The sequence below is a fragment of the Levilinea saccharolytica genome (assembly GCF_001306035.1).
Taxonomy (GTDB): domain Bacteria; phylum Chloroflexota; class Anaerolineae; order Anaerolineales; family Anaerolineaceae; genus Levilinea; species Levilinea saccharolytica.
Map to the genome: position 1 here is coordinate 84,749 of NZ_LGCM01000038.1, position 16,515 is coordinate 101,263.

Genomic DNA, 16,515 nt, shown 5'->3' on the forward strand with positions numbered 1-16,515 from the left:
AAACGATCTTCATTTTTCACGAACAGGAACCAATTTTGGACCCGCATGAACTCTCTCTTGACCCCGCGTATGAACGTTATCAATCTGAACGTCGCACCCATTGGGAACAGGTGGCCGAACGGCTGAAGACCTGGAAAGGCTGGGGCGGCGCGTATCAACGCCGTTTAGCCAAAATTTACCGCTACTTGATCCCTGAAGGCCAGCGTGTGTTGGAAATTGGCTGCGGCGCGGGCCATCTGCTGGCCGCGCTGAAACCCGCGTACGGCGTGGGGGTAGATTTTTCAGCGGGGATGCTGGAACGCGCCCGCAGTGCACACCCGCAGCTGCACTTTGTTCAGGCCGACGCCCACGAGCTGGATGTGCAGGGGCCGTTTGATGTGATCGTGCTGTCGGACCTGGTGAACGATTTATGGGATGTGCAGACGGCTTTTGACCGCCTGAAGCCGCTGTGTACGCCCGCGACCCGCATTTTGGTCAATTATTACAGCCGGTTGTGGGAACTGCCCCTGCGCGCGGCGCGGGCTTTGGGCCTGGCAGCCCCCAATCTGTATCAGAACTGGCTGACTCCATCGGATGTGGAAAATTTGCTGGCGTTGGCTAATTTTGAGCCGATTCGCACCTGGGAAGAGGTGATTCTGCCGCTGGATATCCCCTTGCTGGCGCCGTTTTTCAACCGTTTTCTGGTGCGCCTCTGGCCGTTCAACCATCTGGCCCTCACCCACTTCACCCTGGCCCGCCCGGCCCCGGTGCGGCGGGATGTGCCGGAAAAGCCGGTGGTGTCGGTGCTGGTTCCGGCGCGCAACGAAGCGGGCAACGTCCCGGCCATTTTTGCGCGGGTTCCCGAAATGGGTGCAGGCACGGAGCTGATCTTTGTGGAAGGCAATTCCACCGACAACACCTACGAGGCCATTCAGCAGGCCATCGCCGCCAACCCTCAGCGCCGCTCGGTGCTGCTGCGCCAGCCGGGGGTAGGCAAAGGGGATGCCGTGCGCGCGGGCTTTGATGTGGCCCAAGGGGACATTCTGATGATTTTGGACGCCGACCTGACGGTTCCGCCGGAAGATCTGCCGCGCTTTTATGAGGCGCTGGTAGCGGGCAAGGGCGATTTCATCAACGGGGTGCGCCTGGTGTACCCGATGGAAAAAGACGCCATGCGCTTTTTCAACTTCCTGGGCAACAAGTTCTTTTCGATGGTATTTTCGTGGCTGCTGGGTCAGCCGGTGAAAGACACCCTGTGCGGCACGAAGGTGCTGTGGAAGCAGGATTACCGCACCATCGCCGCCAACCGCTCCTATTTTGGCGATTTCGACCCCTTTGGCGACTTTGATCTGCTGTTTGGGGCGGCCCGCCTGAATTTTAAGATCATGGATCTGCCCATCCGCTACCGCGAACGCACCTACGGCACCACCAACATTCAGCGCTGGAAACACGGCTGGCTGCTGCTGCGCATGGTGTCGTTTGCCTCGCGGCGCATGAAATTTATCTAACGCGAACCGAGGAAGGCTATGCGACAGCCCGCTTTGTTTGGACCCGCCGCCTGGAGCGTTGCTGAGCTGACGCGCTACATCCGCCAACGCCTGGAAGGCGATGAGCTTTTGCAAGATGTGTGGGTGAGCGGTGAGATCAGCAATTTTAAGCGGGCCACCAGCGGCCACCTGTATTTCACGCTGAAAGACTCGGCGGCGGCGCTGCAGTGCGTTATCTGGCGCAGCACCGCCCAGCGCATCCGCCTGGAGCTGCAAAATGGGCTGGCGGTGGACGCCCATGGGGCGATCACCCTGTATGAGCGCGACGGCTCATACCAGCTGATCGTCTCCAGCTTGCGCCTGGCGGGTGAGGGGCAGCTGTATCTGGAATTTATGCGTCTGAAGGCGGAATTGGAAGCCGAAGGGCTGTTTGACCCATCCCGCAAGCGCCCCATCCCAGAGCGACCGCGGCGCATTGGCATCGTCACCTCGGCCACGGGGGCGGCCTTACAGGACATGCTCAATACCCTGGCCAACCGCTACCGCCTGGCAGAGGTGGTGGTGGCTCCTGCGGCGGTGCAAGGGGTAGAGGCCCCGCCGCAGATTACAGCGGCCCTGGGCGCGCTGCAGCGGCTCTCTCCGCTGCCGGATGTGATTCTGGTGGCGCGCGGGGGAGGGTCGTTGGAAGATTTGTGGGCGTTCAACGATGAACGCGTGGTGCGAGCTGTGGCCAATTGCGCCGTGCCGGTGATCAGCGGGGTGGGGCATGAGACGGATTTCACCCTGACGGATTTTGCCGCGGATCTGCGCGCCCCCACGCCCACCGGGGCGGCGGTGGCGGCGGTTCCCCCGCAAAGCGACATGCAATATGAACTGGCCGGGCTGTGGCAACGGGCCGAGATAGCGCTGTTGACGCGCATGCAGGGGGAGCGCGCGGCGCTGGATGAAGCAGCTCAGCGCATGAGCTGGGCTTCGCCCCTGCGGCGGGTGCAGATGGAGCGGCAGGCATTGGACCGGCTGGTGGAGCGGCGCGAGCGCGCCGCCCAACAAACCCTGGCTTTACGCCGGGTGCATGTGCAGGGCCTGGAAAAACGCCTGGCGGGGGTGAACCCGCTGGCGGTTTTGCAGCGCGGCTACGCCTGGGTATCGGACGCACATGGACACTTGGTGCGCAGTGTGGGGCAGGTACAGGCGGGTGAGCGGGTGGAGGTGCGCGTAGCCGACGGCACCTTCGGCGCGCAGGTCAGCACCCCGCCGCGCCCCGCGCAAGGCAGCCCAAAGGAGACGGAATGAAAAAGAACCCTGTGGACATTGAAAGCATGACCTACGAACAGGCCTACGCGGAGCTGGAACAGGTGGTGGCCGCTCTGGAAGGGGACCAAAGCGCGTTGGAAGAGTCCCTGGCCTTGTTTGAACGCGGTCAGGCCCTGGCGCGGCGCTGCGCCCTGCTGTTGGATCAGGCGGAACTGCGCGTGCGGCAGCTTCGCGTGGAGTTGGGCACGCTGGAGACGGGCGAGGAGGACTGATGTTCTGGGAAACCCTGGCGCCTTATCGAATATTGATCTCCGGCTTGTCGGCCTGGTGGCTGGCGCAGGTGCTAAAGCCGCTGTTTTATTACTGGACATCGCGGCGGTGGAATTGGGGGATGTGGATCAGCGCGGGGGGCATGCCCAGTTCGCACTCCTCCCTGGTGGTCTCAACGGCGGTAGCCATTGGCTTGTTTTCCGGCTTTGAAACACCCGCCTTTGCGGTCAGCCTGGCGGTGGCCATGATTGTGGTCTATGACGCGGCCGGGGTGCGGCGGCAGGCCGGCATTCACGCTCAAAAGCTAAATCTGATGATTAATGAACTCTTCAGCGGACATCCGATTTCGCAGGAATCGCTGAAGGAGGTGCTGGGGCATACGCCGCGGCAGGTGATTGCGGGTATTTTCCTGGGCATCCTTGTTCCGGTGCTGATTTACTTCCTTTGGCCGTGAGGTATAGAGAAGATAAAACAGCCCCCCGTCTGTGCTTTCACAGCGGGGGGCTTTGCATTGAAGGGGAGTCGGCCGGTTACGGCGCCAGCACGGTGAAATTGCCGGAGGCGCTCCAGGGGCCGGTGTAACCCAGCCAGTTGACGGCGCGCACGCGCCAGTAGTGTTTGCCGTTGACCAGATTGGGCGTTACCCAACTCAGCTCGCCCGCGCTCAGGGTGACATCAACCAGCGGGCTGGAGAAGTTGCTGGTGTCATCCACCTGCACCTGATACACCGGCGGCAGGTAACCTCCCCAGGAGGCTTCCTGCCAGACCAGTTCCACGGTGCGGGTCGGCTGGATACTATTGTTGGCCGGGCTGGTCAGTTTGGGCCGTCCCAGACCGGGGGTGACGGCGAAGCTCTCGGTCGGCATCCAGGGTGTGGTCACCCCGTCCACCACGGCGGCCATGCGCCAGTAGTACCAGCCGTGCGAAAGCGGCCCCAGAACCCAGCGCGTTTCGTTACCGGGCACGGTTAAGAACAGCACCTGGTTGCCGGGGGTGAAGTAGGGGCTGCGGCTGACTTCCAGATAGTAATGCGAGGCGGTTTTCAGCCGTGTCCAGCGCAGGGTGGGGTTGGTCTGGGTGGTGTAGGTGCCGTCCTGGGGGCTGCGCAGCAAGCTGACATCAAAGGTGAAGAAGCCGCTCCAGGGCGAAAGGTTGCCGGCGGCGTCCACGGCCTGCACCTGCCAGTAGTAGCGCCCGTAAGGCAGCGCATCGGCGGTGGGCAGCACATAGCTGGTTTTGAGGGTGGTCGTATCCACCAGGATGCGCGAGAAGCTGGGTTCGTTCGAGAGGCGCAAGCGGTAGCTCTGTGCGCCGGGGGAACGCATCCAGGCCAACAATGGGGTGGTATCGGTGGTGTTGGTGTTTTGCTTGGGCGTGCGCAGCAGCGGGGCAGCCGGGGCGCTGGTATCCACGATGAAATTCCACACCTGGCTCCACTTGCCGGGCAGGTCGAAGGGGTTGACGGCATACACACGCCAGAAGTAGCGTCCCTCCGCCAGCGCATCCTCTGCGGGCAGGGTGAAGGTGGAACCCGCAACAGCATAGGTTCCCACCAGGCTCTGGAAGGCCGAGTCGTGGGCGATTTGCAGGATATAAGATTTATCGGTGGGGCCGGGCATCCACTCAAAGGCGGGGGTGGTGTCGTTGAGGAAAGTACGCGAAAGAGGCGCCACCAGCTTGGGGGCCGAGGGGATATTGCTGAGGGTGAAATCCAGGGTGTACGCTCCGCCGGGGATGCCGTCGCCGTCGCCGTCGAAGAGGTTGCGCTGGCTGTCATCCAACCAGCCGTCCAAAATTTCGAGGGTGTAGCTCCCTGATTCCAGGGCCTTGCCGCCGTTGAGCAGCAGCTTGGCCGCGCGGTTGGCGGCGTCGTAGACCACCAGGTTGACCGTCACCGGCTGGCCGGAGACGGTCAGTCGGTAGGCGTTGGGGTTGGTCACATCCCGCGGGTAGAGCAGGTCGCCGCTGGGGTTGTACATGGGCTCGCTGAAATGCACCCACAGCTGGGTGATGGGCAGATTGGTGATGACCTCGCCGGGGGTGATCTGCTGGTCCGCGGTGGGGCGGAAGGAATTGACCTTCAGGACGGTGGGGGGCACCGCTTCCTGGAAGTTGGCCGTCACCAGGGTGTCGGGGTTCACCTGCACCTGGAATTGCGGGTCGGAGGTGGTATAGCCCGCAACGCTCCAATGGTCAAATTTGAAGCCCGGGTTAGCGGCGGCTTCCAACTGCACGATGGTGCCTTGCAGATAACCGTTGGGGCAGTTGGGGGCGGGGGTCGCGTTCACCGTGCCAGCAGAGGCCGGGGAGACGGCGGTTTGCAGCGGAATGCAGGGGATTTGCTGGGCGTAGGTCACGTCCCCGTCGGCGTCGTAGACGCGGGCGCTGACGCGGGTGTCGGGCAGGAGCAGCAGGCTTTCGGTGGGCTCAGCCCATTCGCCAAACCAGTCGTGCAGCCAGTCGTCGTTTTGGGTATCCCAACTGCCGCCGCCGTCGGCCACGACCTGCACGCGGTCATATTGGCTTAAATTATCCGCTAGTACCTGCACCAAAGCGCCGGGCTGGGCCGTGCCCGTCACCTGCTGAGCGGGCAGGTTGACTTGATTCACAGCGACCGTTTCCAGGGTGAGCTGTTTGACGGTGACGCCGTCGCTGACCTCCACGGTCATGCCGGGGGCCAGGGCAACCTGATGATCGCCGCTGCTTAAGAAGGCATAACCCATGCTGTTGGTCTGTGTGGTGGTCTGATAGAGCAGGGCGTTGCCGCTGTCTCGGATAGAGACGCTCAGGTCGGTGTTGACGGGGAAATTCCACACGGAGATGCCCAGGTCGTTCAGGCTGACCTGGAGCATGGGCACGCGCTGGCTGCTGACCCAACTGGGGTTCTTCCAGGCCAGGAACAGGCGCAGATACCAGTCCGGTGCAATCAGGCGGTTGCCGTCCAGCCGCAGCTGGCGCAGGTACGGGAACATGCTGAACAGCCAGGGGATCTCGCCGCTGAGCTGGTTGTTGGCCAGTTCCAGGACTTCCAAACTCTGTGTGTTTTCGCTGAAGAGTTCGGGCGGGATGGGCCCGCTGAGGCGGTTGTTGGAAAGCTGAAGCACCTGGAGGGGCAGATTGCCCAGGACGGCCGGCAGCGGCCCGCTGAGCAGGTTGCTTTGCAGATCCAGGTAAGCCAGATGACCCATTGTGCCGATTTCTTGTGGGATGGGGCCGCTGAGCTGGTTGTGATGGGCTTCCAAGCGTTCCAGCCAGAACATCTGATTAAGATCGGTGGGGATGGGGCCGGTGAGGCGGTTGTAGGAGAGGTCCAGGCTGTTGAGATACCAGAAATGATCCCGCAGGGCGCTGGGAATGCCGCCGCTGAACTGGTTTCCGGCCAGGTTGAGGCTGCGCAGGGCGGGCCAGTTGGCGCCGTCCAGCGGCAGGGGGCCGCCGAGCTGGTTGTAGCTCAGGTCCAGGGTGCGCAGGTTGGGCAGGGTCTTCATGCCGGCGGGCAGTGTGCCGCTGAACTGATTATGATCCAGGCGCAGGGTCTTGAGCTGGGGCATTTTGGAGAAGCTGTCGGAAAGCGAAGGGCCTAACTGGTTCTCGCCCAGATCGATGTGAGGGAAGCCGCTCAGCGTATAGAATTTGGCGGGCAGGCTGCCTTTGAGCTTGTTGCCGCGCAGATACAGACTGTAGTCTTTGCCGCAGTACACGCCATACCAGCCGCAAACATAAGGATCGTACAGCCAGCCCTCACTGTTTTTCCAGTTTTTGCCGTCCACGGCGTTGAACAGGCTCACCAGGGCTTCGCAATCGCTGACGCTGACGCCCTCAGCATTGGCGCAGGAGAAGGGCGGGCCGCTTAAGGTCATCAGCGCTCGGATGCGCTGAGTGCGGTCCATACGCACGGTTGCCGGATTGGCACTTCCGCTCAGGTCGCCGTTCCAGCGCACGAATTTATAATCTGTCCCCTGGTAATCTTTTCCTGCGACGGCCTGCAGGCGCACCTGGGTGCCGGCCTGGTACACGCGCGGGCCTTTGCCGCAGTTGCCAGCGGGCTCCGTGAGGATGGCATTTCCGTCCTCGCTGTATTGGGCTTCGGTGAACAAACCCTTGCACAACGTGGATAGGTGCAAGGTGTACTCGATCGGGAACTCGCTCATCCAGGAATAAACATGGATGTAGTAGCGCCCGCTTTGCTGGGGTGTGAAGGCGTAACTCATGTATTCACGCCCATTTTCGCTGAACAGATAAATCCCATTGGACCACAGCCACCAGGAATCCACGGCCGTGTCTCCGTTTGCGTCCAAGATTTCAAACATGGGCCAGGGGTAGGGCGTATCGTATTCGAGGGTAACCACCAGTTCCTGCCCGGCGGTCAGATCCACGGCGTAATAGTCGTTTTCACTGCCTGGGCACAACTGGGCGTGGATGCTGTCGTTGGCGTCCACCCGCGGGGCCTGTTCCAGGGTGTCGTTGGGCTCCAACACGTCTGGGAATGGATGGCAGCCGCCCCCGCCCTGGGGCGCGGCAGGCGGGTCTTCGGCCTGGGCCTGCGCCGGGCTGGCCCCCACCCACGAGACAAGAAGAATGAAAACCGCGATCGCATTGAAAATGCTTTTCCACAATTGGCCCCGCTGATTCATGGTTGACCTCACTGGTTCATTTGGAATGTAGATGAAATTAAAGCTGTGGGTGAACAAAAAAAGCCCGCCTGAGATGATTATACAAGCGGATGCGGACGGAAAAACCGGCCCGGATGGGATGTAAAGTGATTGTAAACCGGCCAGACCGGGGAGTCGAAAAAAAGCCCCCTGCTGTTCGTCCACAGCAAGGGGGATGATTCTTGGAAGAGAATTTCGCGGGTTTTCCGCAGGGATTGGCTTAAGAGATCCCCAGTTCTTTGAGCAGGTCGCTTTGCGAACGGGCGCTGCCAGCTTTGCCGCCCAACAGTTCCTGCCAGAAACGGTCATCGTAACGGCGCGAGCGCACCAGCATGGGCATGGGCATGCCCCAGCCCAGCAGCAGGACTTCTTCTTTGGGCTGCAGGCGCGCCAACATGCCGCGCAGGGCGTCGCGCCCGGCCAGCCCGGAAAGCACAGCCTGAATATCGCTTTCGTCGCCCAGCCAGCCGGTGACGCGCGTGCCGAGCTGCGACATGACCTCGTCATAAATCTGCGACGGGCGCTGGTCAATGATCAGCAGGGTGACGTAGTATTTGCGCATTTCGCGGGCGATGGTGCTGAAGGCGGTTTGGGCGGCCATTTCGCGGTTGAGCAGCTTGTGGGCCTCTTCCACCACAATCACCAGGGGACGGGGTTCTTTTTCACCGTGGGCGCGGAAGGCGTTGGTGCGCCGTTCCCAGGCGGTGCGGATGTGACGGGTGAGGATGTTGGCTACCAGCAGATAGTCCAGGTCTCGTTCATATTCACCGAAGGACAGCACCACATGTTTGCCCTCCTCCAGCGAGTGAATCACCTCCTGCAGGCTGTCGGAGGTGGGTTTTTCCACGATGTAGGGTAGGTTGTACACCCGCTCCAATTTGCTGCGCAGGCCTTCGGCGGCAGCCACGTTGACCCCCGCTTCCAGCGCCCAGGCGGCCACGCTGTCGGGCGCGGGGATTTTCTTTCCGTTGTCATCCTCGATGACGGCCCCCACCTTGAGCCCGCGGAAGCGCGAGAACCAGTGGCTGCCAAAGGAATGGTAGAGGGCGTCCAGGGTGGTGGGGGTGGTCTCTTTCAGGTTCAGCTCGCGGGTGAGCATCTCGATATCCGCGGCGGTGATGTCGCTTTCGGCCAGCTCCAGATGAAAATCGGGGGCTTGCCCGCGGATCATGGTGCCGCGGCCCACGCCGACCACACGCACGCGGCTGCGGCCAAATTTGCTCTGTAGGCCGGTGACGCGCTGCCCGGTGTCGCTGGCGGTGTCATCCAGGCCGTATTCGTTGTGCATATCGAGCACGAGGATGGAGGCCTTGTTGTGGTGCATCAGCCCGGCCAGCAGGATGCGGGTGAGGAAGGATTTGCCGGTTCCGGTAGCGCCGAAGATGCCAGAGGAGCGCTGCACGAACTTATCCAGATTGAGGCTGATGGGGTGGCCCTGTTCGCGGGTGCTGCCGATTTCGAAATTGCCGCCCTCGCCGGGCACGCCGAAGATCTCGGCCACGTCGCCCGCGTCGGCCATGCGCACGGGGGCGTGGTGCGAGGGGATGGTTTTCACCGGCAGCAGGCGCAGTTCGCGGTCGTCGGGGTGTTCGGCGCGCCAGGCCGGGTAACGCGGGTCGCCCAGGTCGGGGCCGATTTCGCGCATCAACTGCGGCAGGACCTCCAGATTGGTGTACAGGGTTTGCCCGTGCAGCAGCCCGGCCAGGGCAGGGGGTAGGCGCTGTTCGGACTGCTCATCGGCAAAGCGCGGGTCGGTGGCGCCCAGCTCCAGGTCGGTGACCAGGCCGTAGAACTGCCAATCGCCGCTGTTGACCACCACAAAGGCCCCTTCCTGCACGCTTTGGGGTGAGACGTTGAGGCGCACGCGCAGGCTGTTCTTCAGCCCGCCGCCGACGACGTAGCCGATGACCGGGTTGGAAAGCGGTTTTTCAGGCATTTTGCCCTCCGATGGAACCCATTTGGGCGTCGGCCAGCGCGCCTAAGACGCCCATCAGGGTGGGGTAATCATCGCGCAGCAGGGTGATCAGCTCGGCAGCGGCCTGCTGTGCCCACTCGCGGCTGCCCGCCGCACTTTGGGCCGCGGCGGCCTGCTGCACATGGGCGGCCAGCAGCTCTTCCACGGGCAGGTCGCGGGCGCGCAGGACATGGCGGAAATAACCAAAGCGCCCGGCGGCAGTGAAGCGCGCCAGCTCGGCCGGGCTGCACAGGTAAATCACATCCAGGGTCAGGGGCGGGCGCGGCGGCAGCAGATGGCAGATCTGGCCGTTTTGTTCGTAGCCGGTAAACAGCACCGAAATTTCAACAGGCACGTTGCGGTTCAGGCGGTTATCCAGGATGACGCTGGGGTGCACCTGATCGGCGGTGATCAGCTGGCGCACCAGGCCGTCGTCATCCACGTGGATATCGTAAATCAGCCCGTACACCTGGGTGTGGGCGGGGTCTTCCAGGGGGATGCGCACCATGCCCCCCAGGGCGGGCACATCAATATCCGACAGCCGGCAGCCGATGACACAGCCGGTGGTGCTGGAGCGCAGCAGGCGTCCAATTTCAATCGTGCTCATCGTCCATACCTCGTTCGTTTGTGGCTCATCTGTTTATGATACAGCTTGTTCGACAGGCTGCCGGGGTCTAACCCGCGAGAAAGCAGCTCACGCTGGAGCATGAGCAGCACCTGTTCAGCTTCTTCAAAACGCACCACGGCCACCTCATGCGCGCGCTGGAGGATGTAGGGGTAGGGGCGGCTGCCCAACAGAGAACATTGGGCCAGCAGGGCGGCGTGCAGCAGGTCCACGCTGGCGGGTTCCTGGGCCACCCAGGCGGGAATTTCCACCCGGGCCAGGTAGGGCTGGTGGGGGCGGCCGACATTCAGATAGAAAAAGTGCAGGGCCAATTCATCTTTGTAACTTTGGGCGCGGTTGGATTGCAGGGCGAAGACCGCCGAGCGCTCGCCCACATCCAGCAGGCCGCGAAAGAGGTCGCCGTCATCCACGCCAAAGAGGGGGCGAAGCTGCGCGGCGCGGCTCAGCTCGTCTTCCGCCAGAATCAGCAGCTCCAGGGCGCGCACCACTAGCTGGGCTTTGAGGATTTCCACATAACCGGCGGTGATGACGCTCAGGCGCGCCAGGGAGCGCAGTTCGTCCAGATACTGGCGCAGTTCCGGCTGCCCGGTTTCGCGGAAAAGCTCCAGCGGCCCGTCGGTGAGGGCCACCACCGGCCCCGGAAGCTGGGCGGCGCGCCGTGCCAGCACCTGCCGTTCCAGGATGTCGCGCCGGTTTTCCACGGCCTCTTCGGTCAGAGGGGCGCCGGTTGGATGATCCTCGTCATCGGCCAGCAGCAGCGTGGTGATGTGCTCCTGGGGGGCGGCGGCCTCCTGGGGGTGCATTTCGATCAGGCCGACGTTGAGCAGGGCAAATTCCACCGCAGCGTGGCGGTCGGGGGGGATCTGGGAGCCGTCCGCGGCCAGCAGGGTGCGCGGCTGGTCTGAATGGGGGGGCGGGCGGTGCAGGGTCAGGCCTTCGGCGGCGGGGGCCGCACAGCGCAGGCGCGGATCCTGAAGCGCGGCCAGTTCGATACGTTCGCGCAGGCGCTGCGGTTGGGCGGCGGCCTGCTGCAAGAGCCGCAGGACCTGTTCGCGGCGCTCGCGCAGGCTGTGTTCGCGCTGTACGGCGTGCTCACCGAGGGTGTGGATTTGGGGCTGCAGTTCCTGATAATTAATGGGCATGTTGTCCCCTGACAGGTTCCTAGAACAATTGTTAATGAAATTATACCCGCTTCAAAGCGCTTTGCAAGCGCTTTGCGCTTAAAAAATGGGCAGGGTTCGGCCCTTTGGCGAGAACCGAACCCTGCGCCGGGTTGGAAAAGCTAACGCATCTTCTAGGGCTGAACGGTCTGCACGCGTTCCACTTCCATGATCACGCTGCCGTCGCTGAAGGACATGCCGCCCACGCCGGTGGTGCCGCTGGTGAGGACGTTGTCAATGATGGCCTTCTTGTTGGGGGTGAACTGTTCCATGCCGTTGATGAACAGGCGAATTTCATTGCCCACACAGGACATACCCAGAGTGTTGGTGTTGAAGCCGGTCTTGATGGCGTTGGTGTACACGCGGTCAATGCCAGGAACCAACTGCACGTAGGGGTTCTGCCCGCGGGACTTCAGGTTGTAATCGTAGCGGTACAGTTCAAAGGAGCCGGTGTACTGGCCGCGGGTGCTGATGCGAGCTTCGATCCAGCCTTGATCGGAGGCGCGGCAGATGACAGCAAAACCGTTGCGCCCGCCGCTGATGGTTTTATACTCGGCTTCAACATACACATCCGAATATACAAAATCGGTGTTGTGGACATAGGCGTAGGTTTCGGAAGAAGGCAGCTCAAAGCGCAGCACGCCCGCTCCGGCGGTGGCAAATTTCTTGTTGGCGTCGCCCGCCGCCACCCAGGTCTTCCAGGGGGTCACATCGCCGTTGAATTCTTCGGTGTAGTAATCGCCGCTGGCCTGGCTGGTGGACCCGCCGCTGGAGCCTGGGTCGGGGGCGCTGCCCGCCGCGGTGACTTCCAGTTTGCGGCCGTTGATCTGGCCTTCCAGAATTTCACCGGTTTTGTAGCGCAGGATCTTGACGCCCATCACAGCGGTTTCTGCTTTACCGCGCAGAATGCCGCAGTATTCGGACATGGTGCCTTGCTTGGCCAGGGAGATGCCTTCCATCTCCAGGAGGATATCACCCGCTTTGATGCCGGTGATGTCGGCGGGGGAGCCGGAAGCCACTGAGTAGATCCAGATGCCGGAGAAGCCGTCATCGGTGAGGAAGGCCTCGCCGTTGATGCCGATGGAGAGGAAATCCTGATCGGCTTTGAGTTTGTCCAAAATGGGCAGGGCTTCTTTGTAGGTGATGGCGTAGTATTGATTGGCCGAGCCGATGGAGGCGTAGTTAATGCCCACCACCTGCCCATCGCTGGTGACCAGCGGGCCGCCGGAGCTGCCGGGGTTGATGAGCGCATCGTGCTCCACCACATTGGAAACATCCGCCCAATTGGTGGGGGTGTTGGCGTTTTTCTTAGAGATGTTGCCCTGGTGCTGGGAATATTCGGGGTCGCCCAGCGGGTAGCCCAGGGAATAGACCTCCAGGCCCAGGTCAATGTCATTGGTGAACCAGTCAAAGTAGGGGAAGCCGTCGCCGTCAATATCAATGATGGCCAGGTCGGAACATTCCGAATGGCCCAACAGGCGCGCCTGGCGCGGTTTGGGATCGCCGGAGAAGTAGACTTCCACCAGGGCGGCGCCGGTGACCACGTGGTTGTTGGTGACGGCGATGCCGCTGGGGTCAATGATGAAGCCCGTGCCGGTGAAGGACTGTTCATAAGAACCGTAGCCGGCAAACTCATAGGCGCCCTGGGTGACGATGCGCACCACGGCTTTTTCAGCGTCCCGCAGGTTGGAGACTGCGCCGCCGCCGCTGACCGGCTCTGCGGTGGGTTCTTCTTCCACCGGCGCAGCGGTCGGTTCCGTCATAGGGGTTGGCATTTCTGGCTCTGGGGTGGGGGTTTCCTTATCTTTTCCAAACGGTAAGGAACAGGCGACAGAGACAAACACGATAAGAACCATCAGGTAGAGGATACGCTTCATCTTCCAACTCCTTCCTTATTGTCAAAAGCCGGGTCAATGGACAGCGCTGGGCGGAAATCGCTTCTTGACCTATTTTACACGTTTTTTGTCAGTATTGTGAATGGATTTTGTCAAGGACAAAAAATGCCGCTGAGACCCTTCTCGAAAACCATCCAGCCCCGCGGAGGGGAACGCGGGGCTGGGCAGCGGCACGAGGCAGGCTGAGAGGATTTAGGGTTGAGTCACGTGGAAATAGTCAAACCAGACGGTGACGGGGGTTAAACTGCCCGACATAGCCCCCACCCCAGCCATACCGCCTTCAGAGAGGGTGGTATCCTGCACGTTGGCAATCTGCACCTGGTTGGCTTCCAGGATCAGGCTGGTTCCGTCGCAGACCGCCCGCAGTTCATTCTCTTTGGTGGGGGCCAGGGTCTCCACCGCCACCACACCCTGCTTGAGGCTGACGTAGGGGTTCTTACCCGAATCCCGCAGGCTCTGATCAAAGAGGTAGATGGCATACTTGCTCTCGCTGGAAACGCGGAACTCGTACCATTGGGTCATGTCGCTGTTGGCGCGGCACACCAGGGCGATGCCGTTGAACAGGTAGCCGCCTGCCTGGTACTTGGCGTCAATGATCACGTCCGCGGGGAAGGGGTTTTTGTAGAATTTGTACTGGTAGGTTTCTTTGTCCTTCAGGGCGAAGGTCAGTTTGCCGTCTTCCAACTTGACCGTAGAGAACATCTTACCGTTCAGCGCCTGGGTGGTGACAGTGAAGACGTCCGACCAGTCGGTATTGATCACGTCAAATTCATCTTCAAACCCTTCCACCTCGTCGCGCGGGGCTTCGGTGGGGGTGGCTTCGGGCTGGGTGGGCTGATATTTGGGCGCCTGGGTGGCGGCAGGTGGGTTTCCCTCCTGCTGAGACGCGGCGGGCTGGTCTCCGCCGGTTAAACCGCCCAAACTGCAGGCCACGCTGGCCAAAATTAAGACAATCAAGGGAATTAATACAGTGCGTTTCATGATTCTCCTTTCTGTACTGCGCAGGTTTTTGTGCCTGTCCTCCCCCTGAGGATAGGGTATCCGAACCGGCAAGTCAAGAATGCTCCCGTTGACAGCCTTGAAAGGCGGATCGTAGGGTTTAAGAGCGCACCGCCTCTGCTAAAAGCAGAGGCGGTGCGCCAGTCTTTGATTAAAGGGTCAGTGAAGAGGCGGCTTCAGTCGCTTTCGATGAAGGGGTCATACCCGGGGTTGCCGCCCGACCAGACGCAGGCGCCTTTATTGGTGATCAGGCAGCGCATCCCGTGCGAACAGCGGTGGGCGACGACGCGCGCGGGTTGATCCGGCATAAACTCGGCAGGATAGATTTTTTGCACTTCTAAACGAACTTTGCCGCCTGCGTGTTTGCAGTGGCGCACTTTTAAGGTTTCCCAATTGATTTCAGCCATGCGAACCTCCTAAAAAATCCACTTATGCTGTCTGAATTGTACTATAAACGCACGCGGCCGGTTTTCATAGTGCGTTCCGTCATCAATTATCGTTGACAAAGCGCGTAACTATTTTACCGCACCCGCTCCAGCCGCAGCACCCGCCCAGTGCGGTGATCCAGCAGATACAATTCACCCTGGGTGTCCAGGCCAAAAGCGCTGATATTGGCGTCGGTGTCAAACATCTGCTGCACCTGCCAGCCGCCCTCCGCCTGGCGCAGGCCCCAAATCAGGCCGGAGCAGTAATCGCCAAAGATGTACACCCCCTGCCATTCCGTCAGGGCCTGGCCGCGGTAAACGTACCCGCCGGTGACCGAGCAGCCCCGGCTGTGATTGTACTCCCAGACGGGGTCGGTGAGCTGGAGGCCGGCGGGCACGGAGCCTTCAAAGGGGTGGCTGGCTTCGCGCAGATCCCAGCCGAAGTTGGCGTTGGGCGGGCTGCCGGCAGGCCAGTAGTTGATCTCTTCATATTTGTTTTGGCCGACGTCGGCGATGTACACATCGCCCGTCAGGCGGTCAAAGGAGAAACGCCAGGGGTTGCGCAGTCCCCAGGCCCAAATTTCGGCGCGCCCGCCGCCCGCGGCAAAGGGGTTGTCGGCGGGGATGGTGTAGCCCTGCCCGGTGTTGACATCCACCCGCAAAATCTTGCCCAGCAGGGTGTCCGTGGACTGCCCTGCGCCGAGGGGATCGTTGGCCGAGCCGCCGTCGCCGAAGCTCAGGTATAAGAACCCGTCCGGGCCAAAGACCACCCCGCCGCCGTTGTGATTGCCGTAGGGCTGTTCTACCCGCAGCAGGACGGCTTCAGATTGGGGGTCGGCCTGGGCGGCTGCGGCGCTGCGTGTGAAGCGCGCCACGAGGGAATTCCCCTGTCGGTCGGTGTAATTGACATACAGCCAGCCGTTTTGGGCGTATTGGGGATGAAAGGCCAGCCCCAACAGGCCCTGTTCGCTGCCCTGCGAACCGACGCGGCTGCGCAGATCCAGGAAAGGTTCAGCCAGCAAGGCCCCATTTTCGATGATGCGAATGACCCCGGCCTGTTCCACCACATAGACGCGCTGCTCTTCGCCAGGGGCGTAGGTCAAATCCACGGGCTTATTCAGGCCGCTGACCACCTCGCGCCAGGTGAGGGCGGCGGGGTCGGCGGGCGGTGCAGGTTGGGTGGGCTCAGGCTGTGTGGGTTCGGGGGCAGCCTGGGTGGGGTCGAGTGGGGGTGGGGTGGGCTGCGCGGGCGCGGTGGTGGGCACAGGGGTGTTGACCGCCGGGGTCACCGCCGCAGGCAGGGCGGTGGGGGCGGGCTGACAGGCGCTGAGGGCCAAAATAAACATCAGACCCAGGAGGAGCGGGCGTACCGGTAAATGGGCGCTCATGGGAATTTCCTCTTCGAATGGTTATTGATCTTTGGGCAGTTCGCTGTACTCCCCGTCAATGATGTCTTCTTCCGCGTTGGGCGCCGGGTCGGCAGCGGATGGGGGCGGGTTTTCGCCGCGCAGGCTGCGCATGTGCTCGTTGACCACTTCCGGCGGACACAGCTCTGTGAACAGCATGGCCGCCCCGGCCAGCACGGTGGCGTCGTCAAAGGGGCCGATCAGCAAATCGGGGACCAGGCAGTAGGCCACACCAGCGACGGGGATGGCTTTGAGCAGCAGGTTCACGCGCCGGTCGCCGAGCAGGCGAAAGACCAGCCGGGCGCGCAGGCCCACTTCGCCCAGGAAGCCCAGCGGCTGAATTTCTTTGGAAGGCTCAGGGGACATAAGAACTACCTCCTGATTTGATTATACCCGCCCGCCGGGCAGA

The 16,515-nt window shown here is 61.8% G+C and carries 13 protein-coding genes; 4 read left to right on the forward strand and 9 right to left on the reverse strand.

The genetic code is table 11. The features are described from left to right. Positions 1–35 precede the first annotated feature (35 nt). The 4 genes from ADN01_RS10750 to ADN01_RS10765 are packed head-to-tail and all read left to right on the forward strand — an operon-like array spanning position 36 to position 3,444. Positions 36–1,487: a glycosyltransferase gene (locus ADN01_RS10750; protein ID WP_062419575.1), complete on the forward strand. Its 1,452-nt coding sequence runs from the start codon at positions 36–38 to the stop codon at positions 1,485–1,487. Between the two features lie 18 nt (positions 1,488–1,505). Next, the gene (gene xseA, locus ADN01_RS10755; protein ID WP_062419574.1) at positions 1,506–2,759 is read left to right on the forward strand and encodes an exodeoxyribonuclease VII large subunit; all 1,254 of its coding nucleotides are present in this window, start codon (positions 1,506–1,508) and stop codon (positions 2,757–2,759) included. Next, positions 2,756–2,992 carry an exodeoxyribonuclease VII small subunit gene (locus ADN01_RS10760; protein WP_062419573.1) on the forward strand — a complete coding sequence of 79 codons (237 nt, stop codon included), beginning with the start codon at positions 2,756–2,758 and terminating at the stop codon, positions 2,990–2,992. Before xseA ends, ADN01_RS10760 begins: the two co-directional genes overlap by 4 nt. Beyond that, complete coding sequence (locus ADN01_RS10765) at positions 2,992–3,444, forward strand: divergent PAP2 family protein (protein ID WP_062419572.1); 453 nt, start codon at positions 2,992–2,994, stop codon at positions 3,442–3,444. Before ADN01_RS10760 ends, ADN01_RS10765 begins: the two co-directional genes overlap by 1 nt. Before the next feature lie 76 nt (positions 3,445–3,520). Here the strand turns inward: ADN01_RS10765 and ADN01_RS10770 are convergent, their stop codons facing one another. The 9 genes from ADN01_RS10770 to ADN01_RS10810 all read right to left on the reverse strand — a co-directional run bounded on the left by ADN01_RS10770 (position 3,521) and on the right by ADN01_RS10810 (position 16,472). Then, the gene (locus tag ADN01_RS10770; RefSeq protein WP_062419571.1) at positions 3,521–7,624 is read right to left on the reverse strand and encodes an InlB B-repeat-containing protein; all 4,104 of its coding nucleotides are present in this window, start codon (positions 7,622–7,624) and stop codon (positions 3,521–3,523) included. Positions 7,625–7,862: 238 nt separating this feature from the next. Then, positions 7,863–9,578 (reverse strand): ATP-binding protein, encoded by a 1,716-nt coding sequence (locus ADN01_RS10775; RefSeq protein WP_062419570.1) that lies wholly within the window; start codon positions 9,576–9,578, stop codon positions 7,863–7,865. Then, entirely contained in the window at positions 9,571–10,203 is a 633-nt protein-coding gene (locus ADN01_RS10780) for a hypothetical protein (RefSeq protein WP_062419569.1), read from the reverse strand. Before ADN01_RS10780 ends, ADN01_RS10775 begins: the two co-directional genes overlap by 8 nt. Beyond that, positions 10,200–11,363, reverse strand: coding sequence for a DNA double-strand break repair nuclease NurA (locus tag ADN01_RS10785; RefSeq protein ID WP_075071124.1), 1,164 nt, complete (start codon positions 11,361–11,363; stop codon positions 10,200–10,202). The genes ADN01_RS10780 and ADN01_RS10785 overlap by 4 nt, the downstream gene beginning before the upstream one ends. Before the next feature lie 152 nt (positions 11,364–11,515). Further along, positions 11,516–13,258 (reverse strand): S1C family serine protease, encoded by a 1,743-nt coding sequence (locus ADN01_RS10790; protein ID WP_062419567.1) that lies wholly within the window; start codon positions 13,256–13,258, stop codon positions 11,516–11,518. Positions 13,259–13,468: 210 nt separating this feature from the next. Beyond that, entirely contained in the window at positions 13,469–14,257 is a 789-nt protein-coding gene (locus tag ADN01_RS10795) for a hypothetical protein (RefSeq protein WP_062419566.1), read from the reverse strand. Positions 14,258–14,451: 194 nt separating this feature from the next. Beyond that, complete coding sequence (locus ADN01_RS10800) at positions 14,452–14,682, reverse strand: hypothetical protein (RefSeq protein ID WP_062419565.1); 231 nt, start codon at positions 14,680–14,682, stop codon at positions 14,452–14,454. Positions 14,683–14,795: 113 nt separating this feature from the next. Then, positions 14,796–16,088 carry a PQQ-dependent sugar dehydrogenase gene (locus tag ADN01_RS10805; RefSeq protein ID WP_075071125.1) on the reverse strand — a complete coding sequence of 431 codons (1,293 nt, stop codon included), beginning with the start codon at positions 16,086–16,088 and terminating at the stop codon, positions 14,796–14,798. Between the two features lie 21 nt (positions 16,089–16,109). Next, positions 16,110–16,472 (reverse strand): hypothetical protein, encoded by a 363-nt coding sequence (locus ADN01_RS10810; protein ID WP_062419563.1) that lies wholly within the window; start codon positions 16,470–16,472, stop codon positions 16,110–16,112. Between the last annotated feature and the right edge of the window lie 43 nt (positions 16,473–16,515).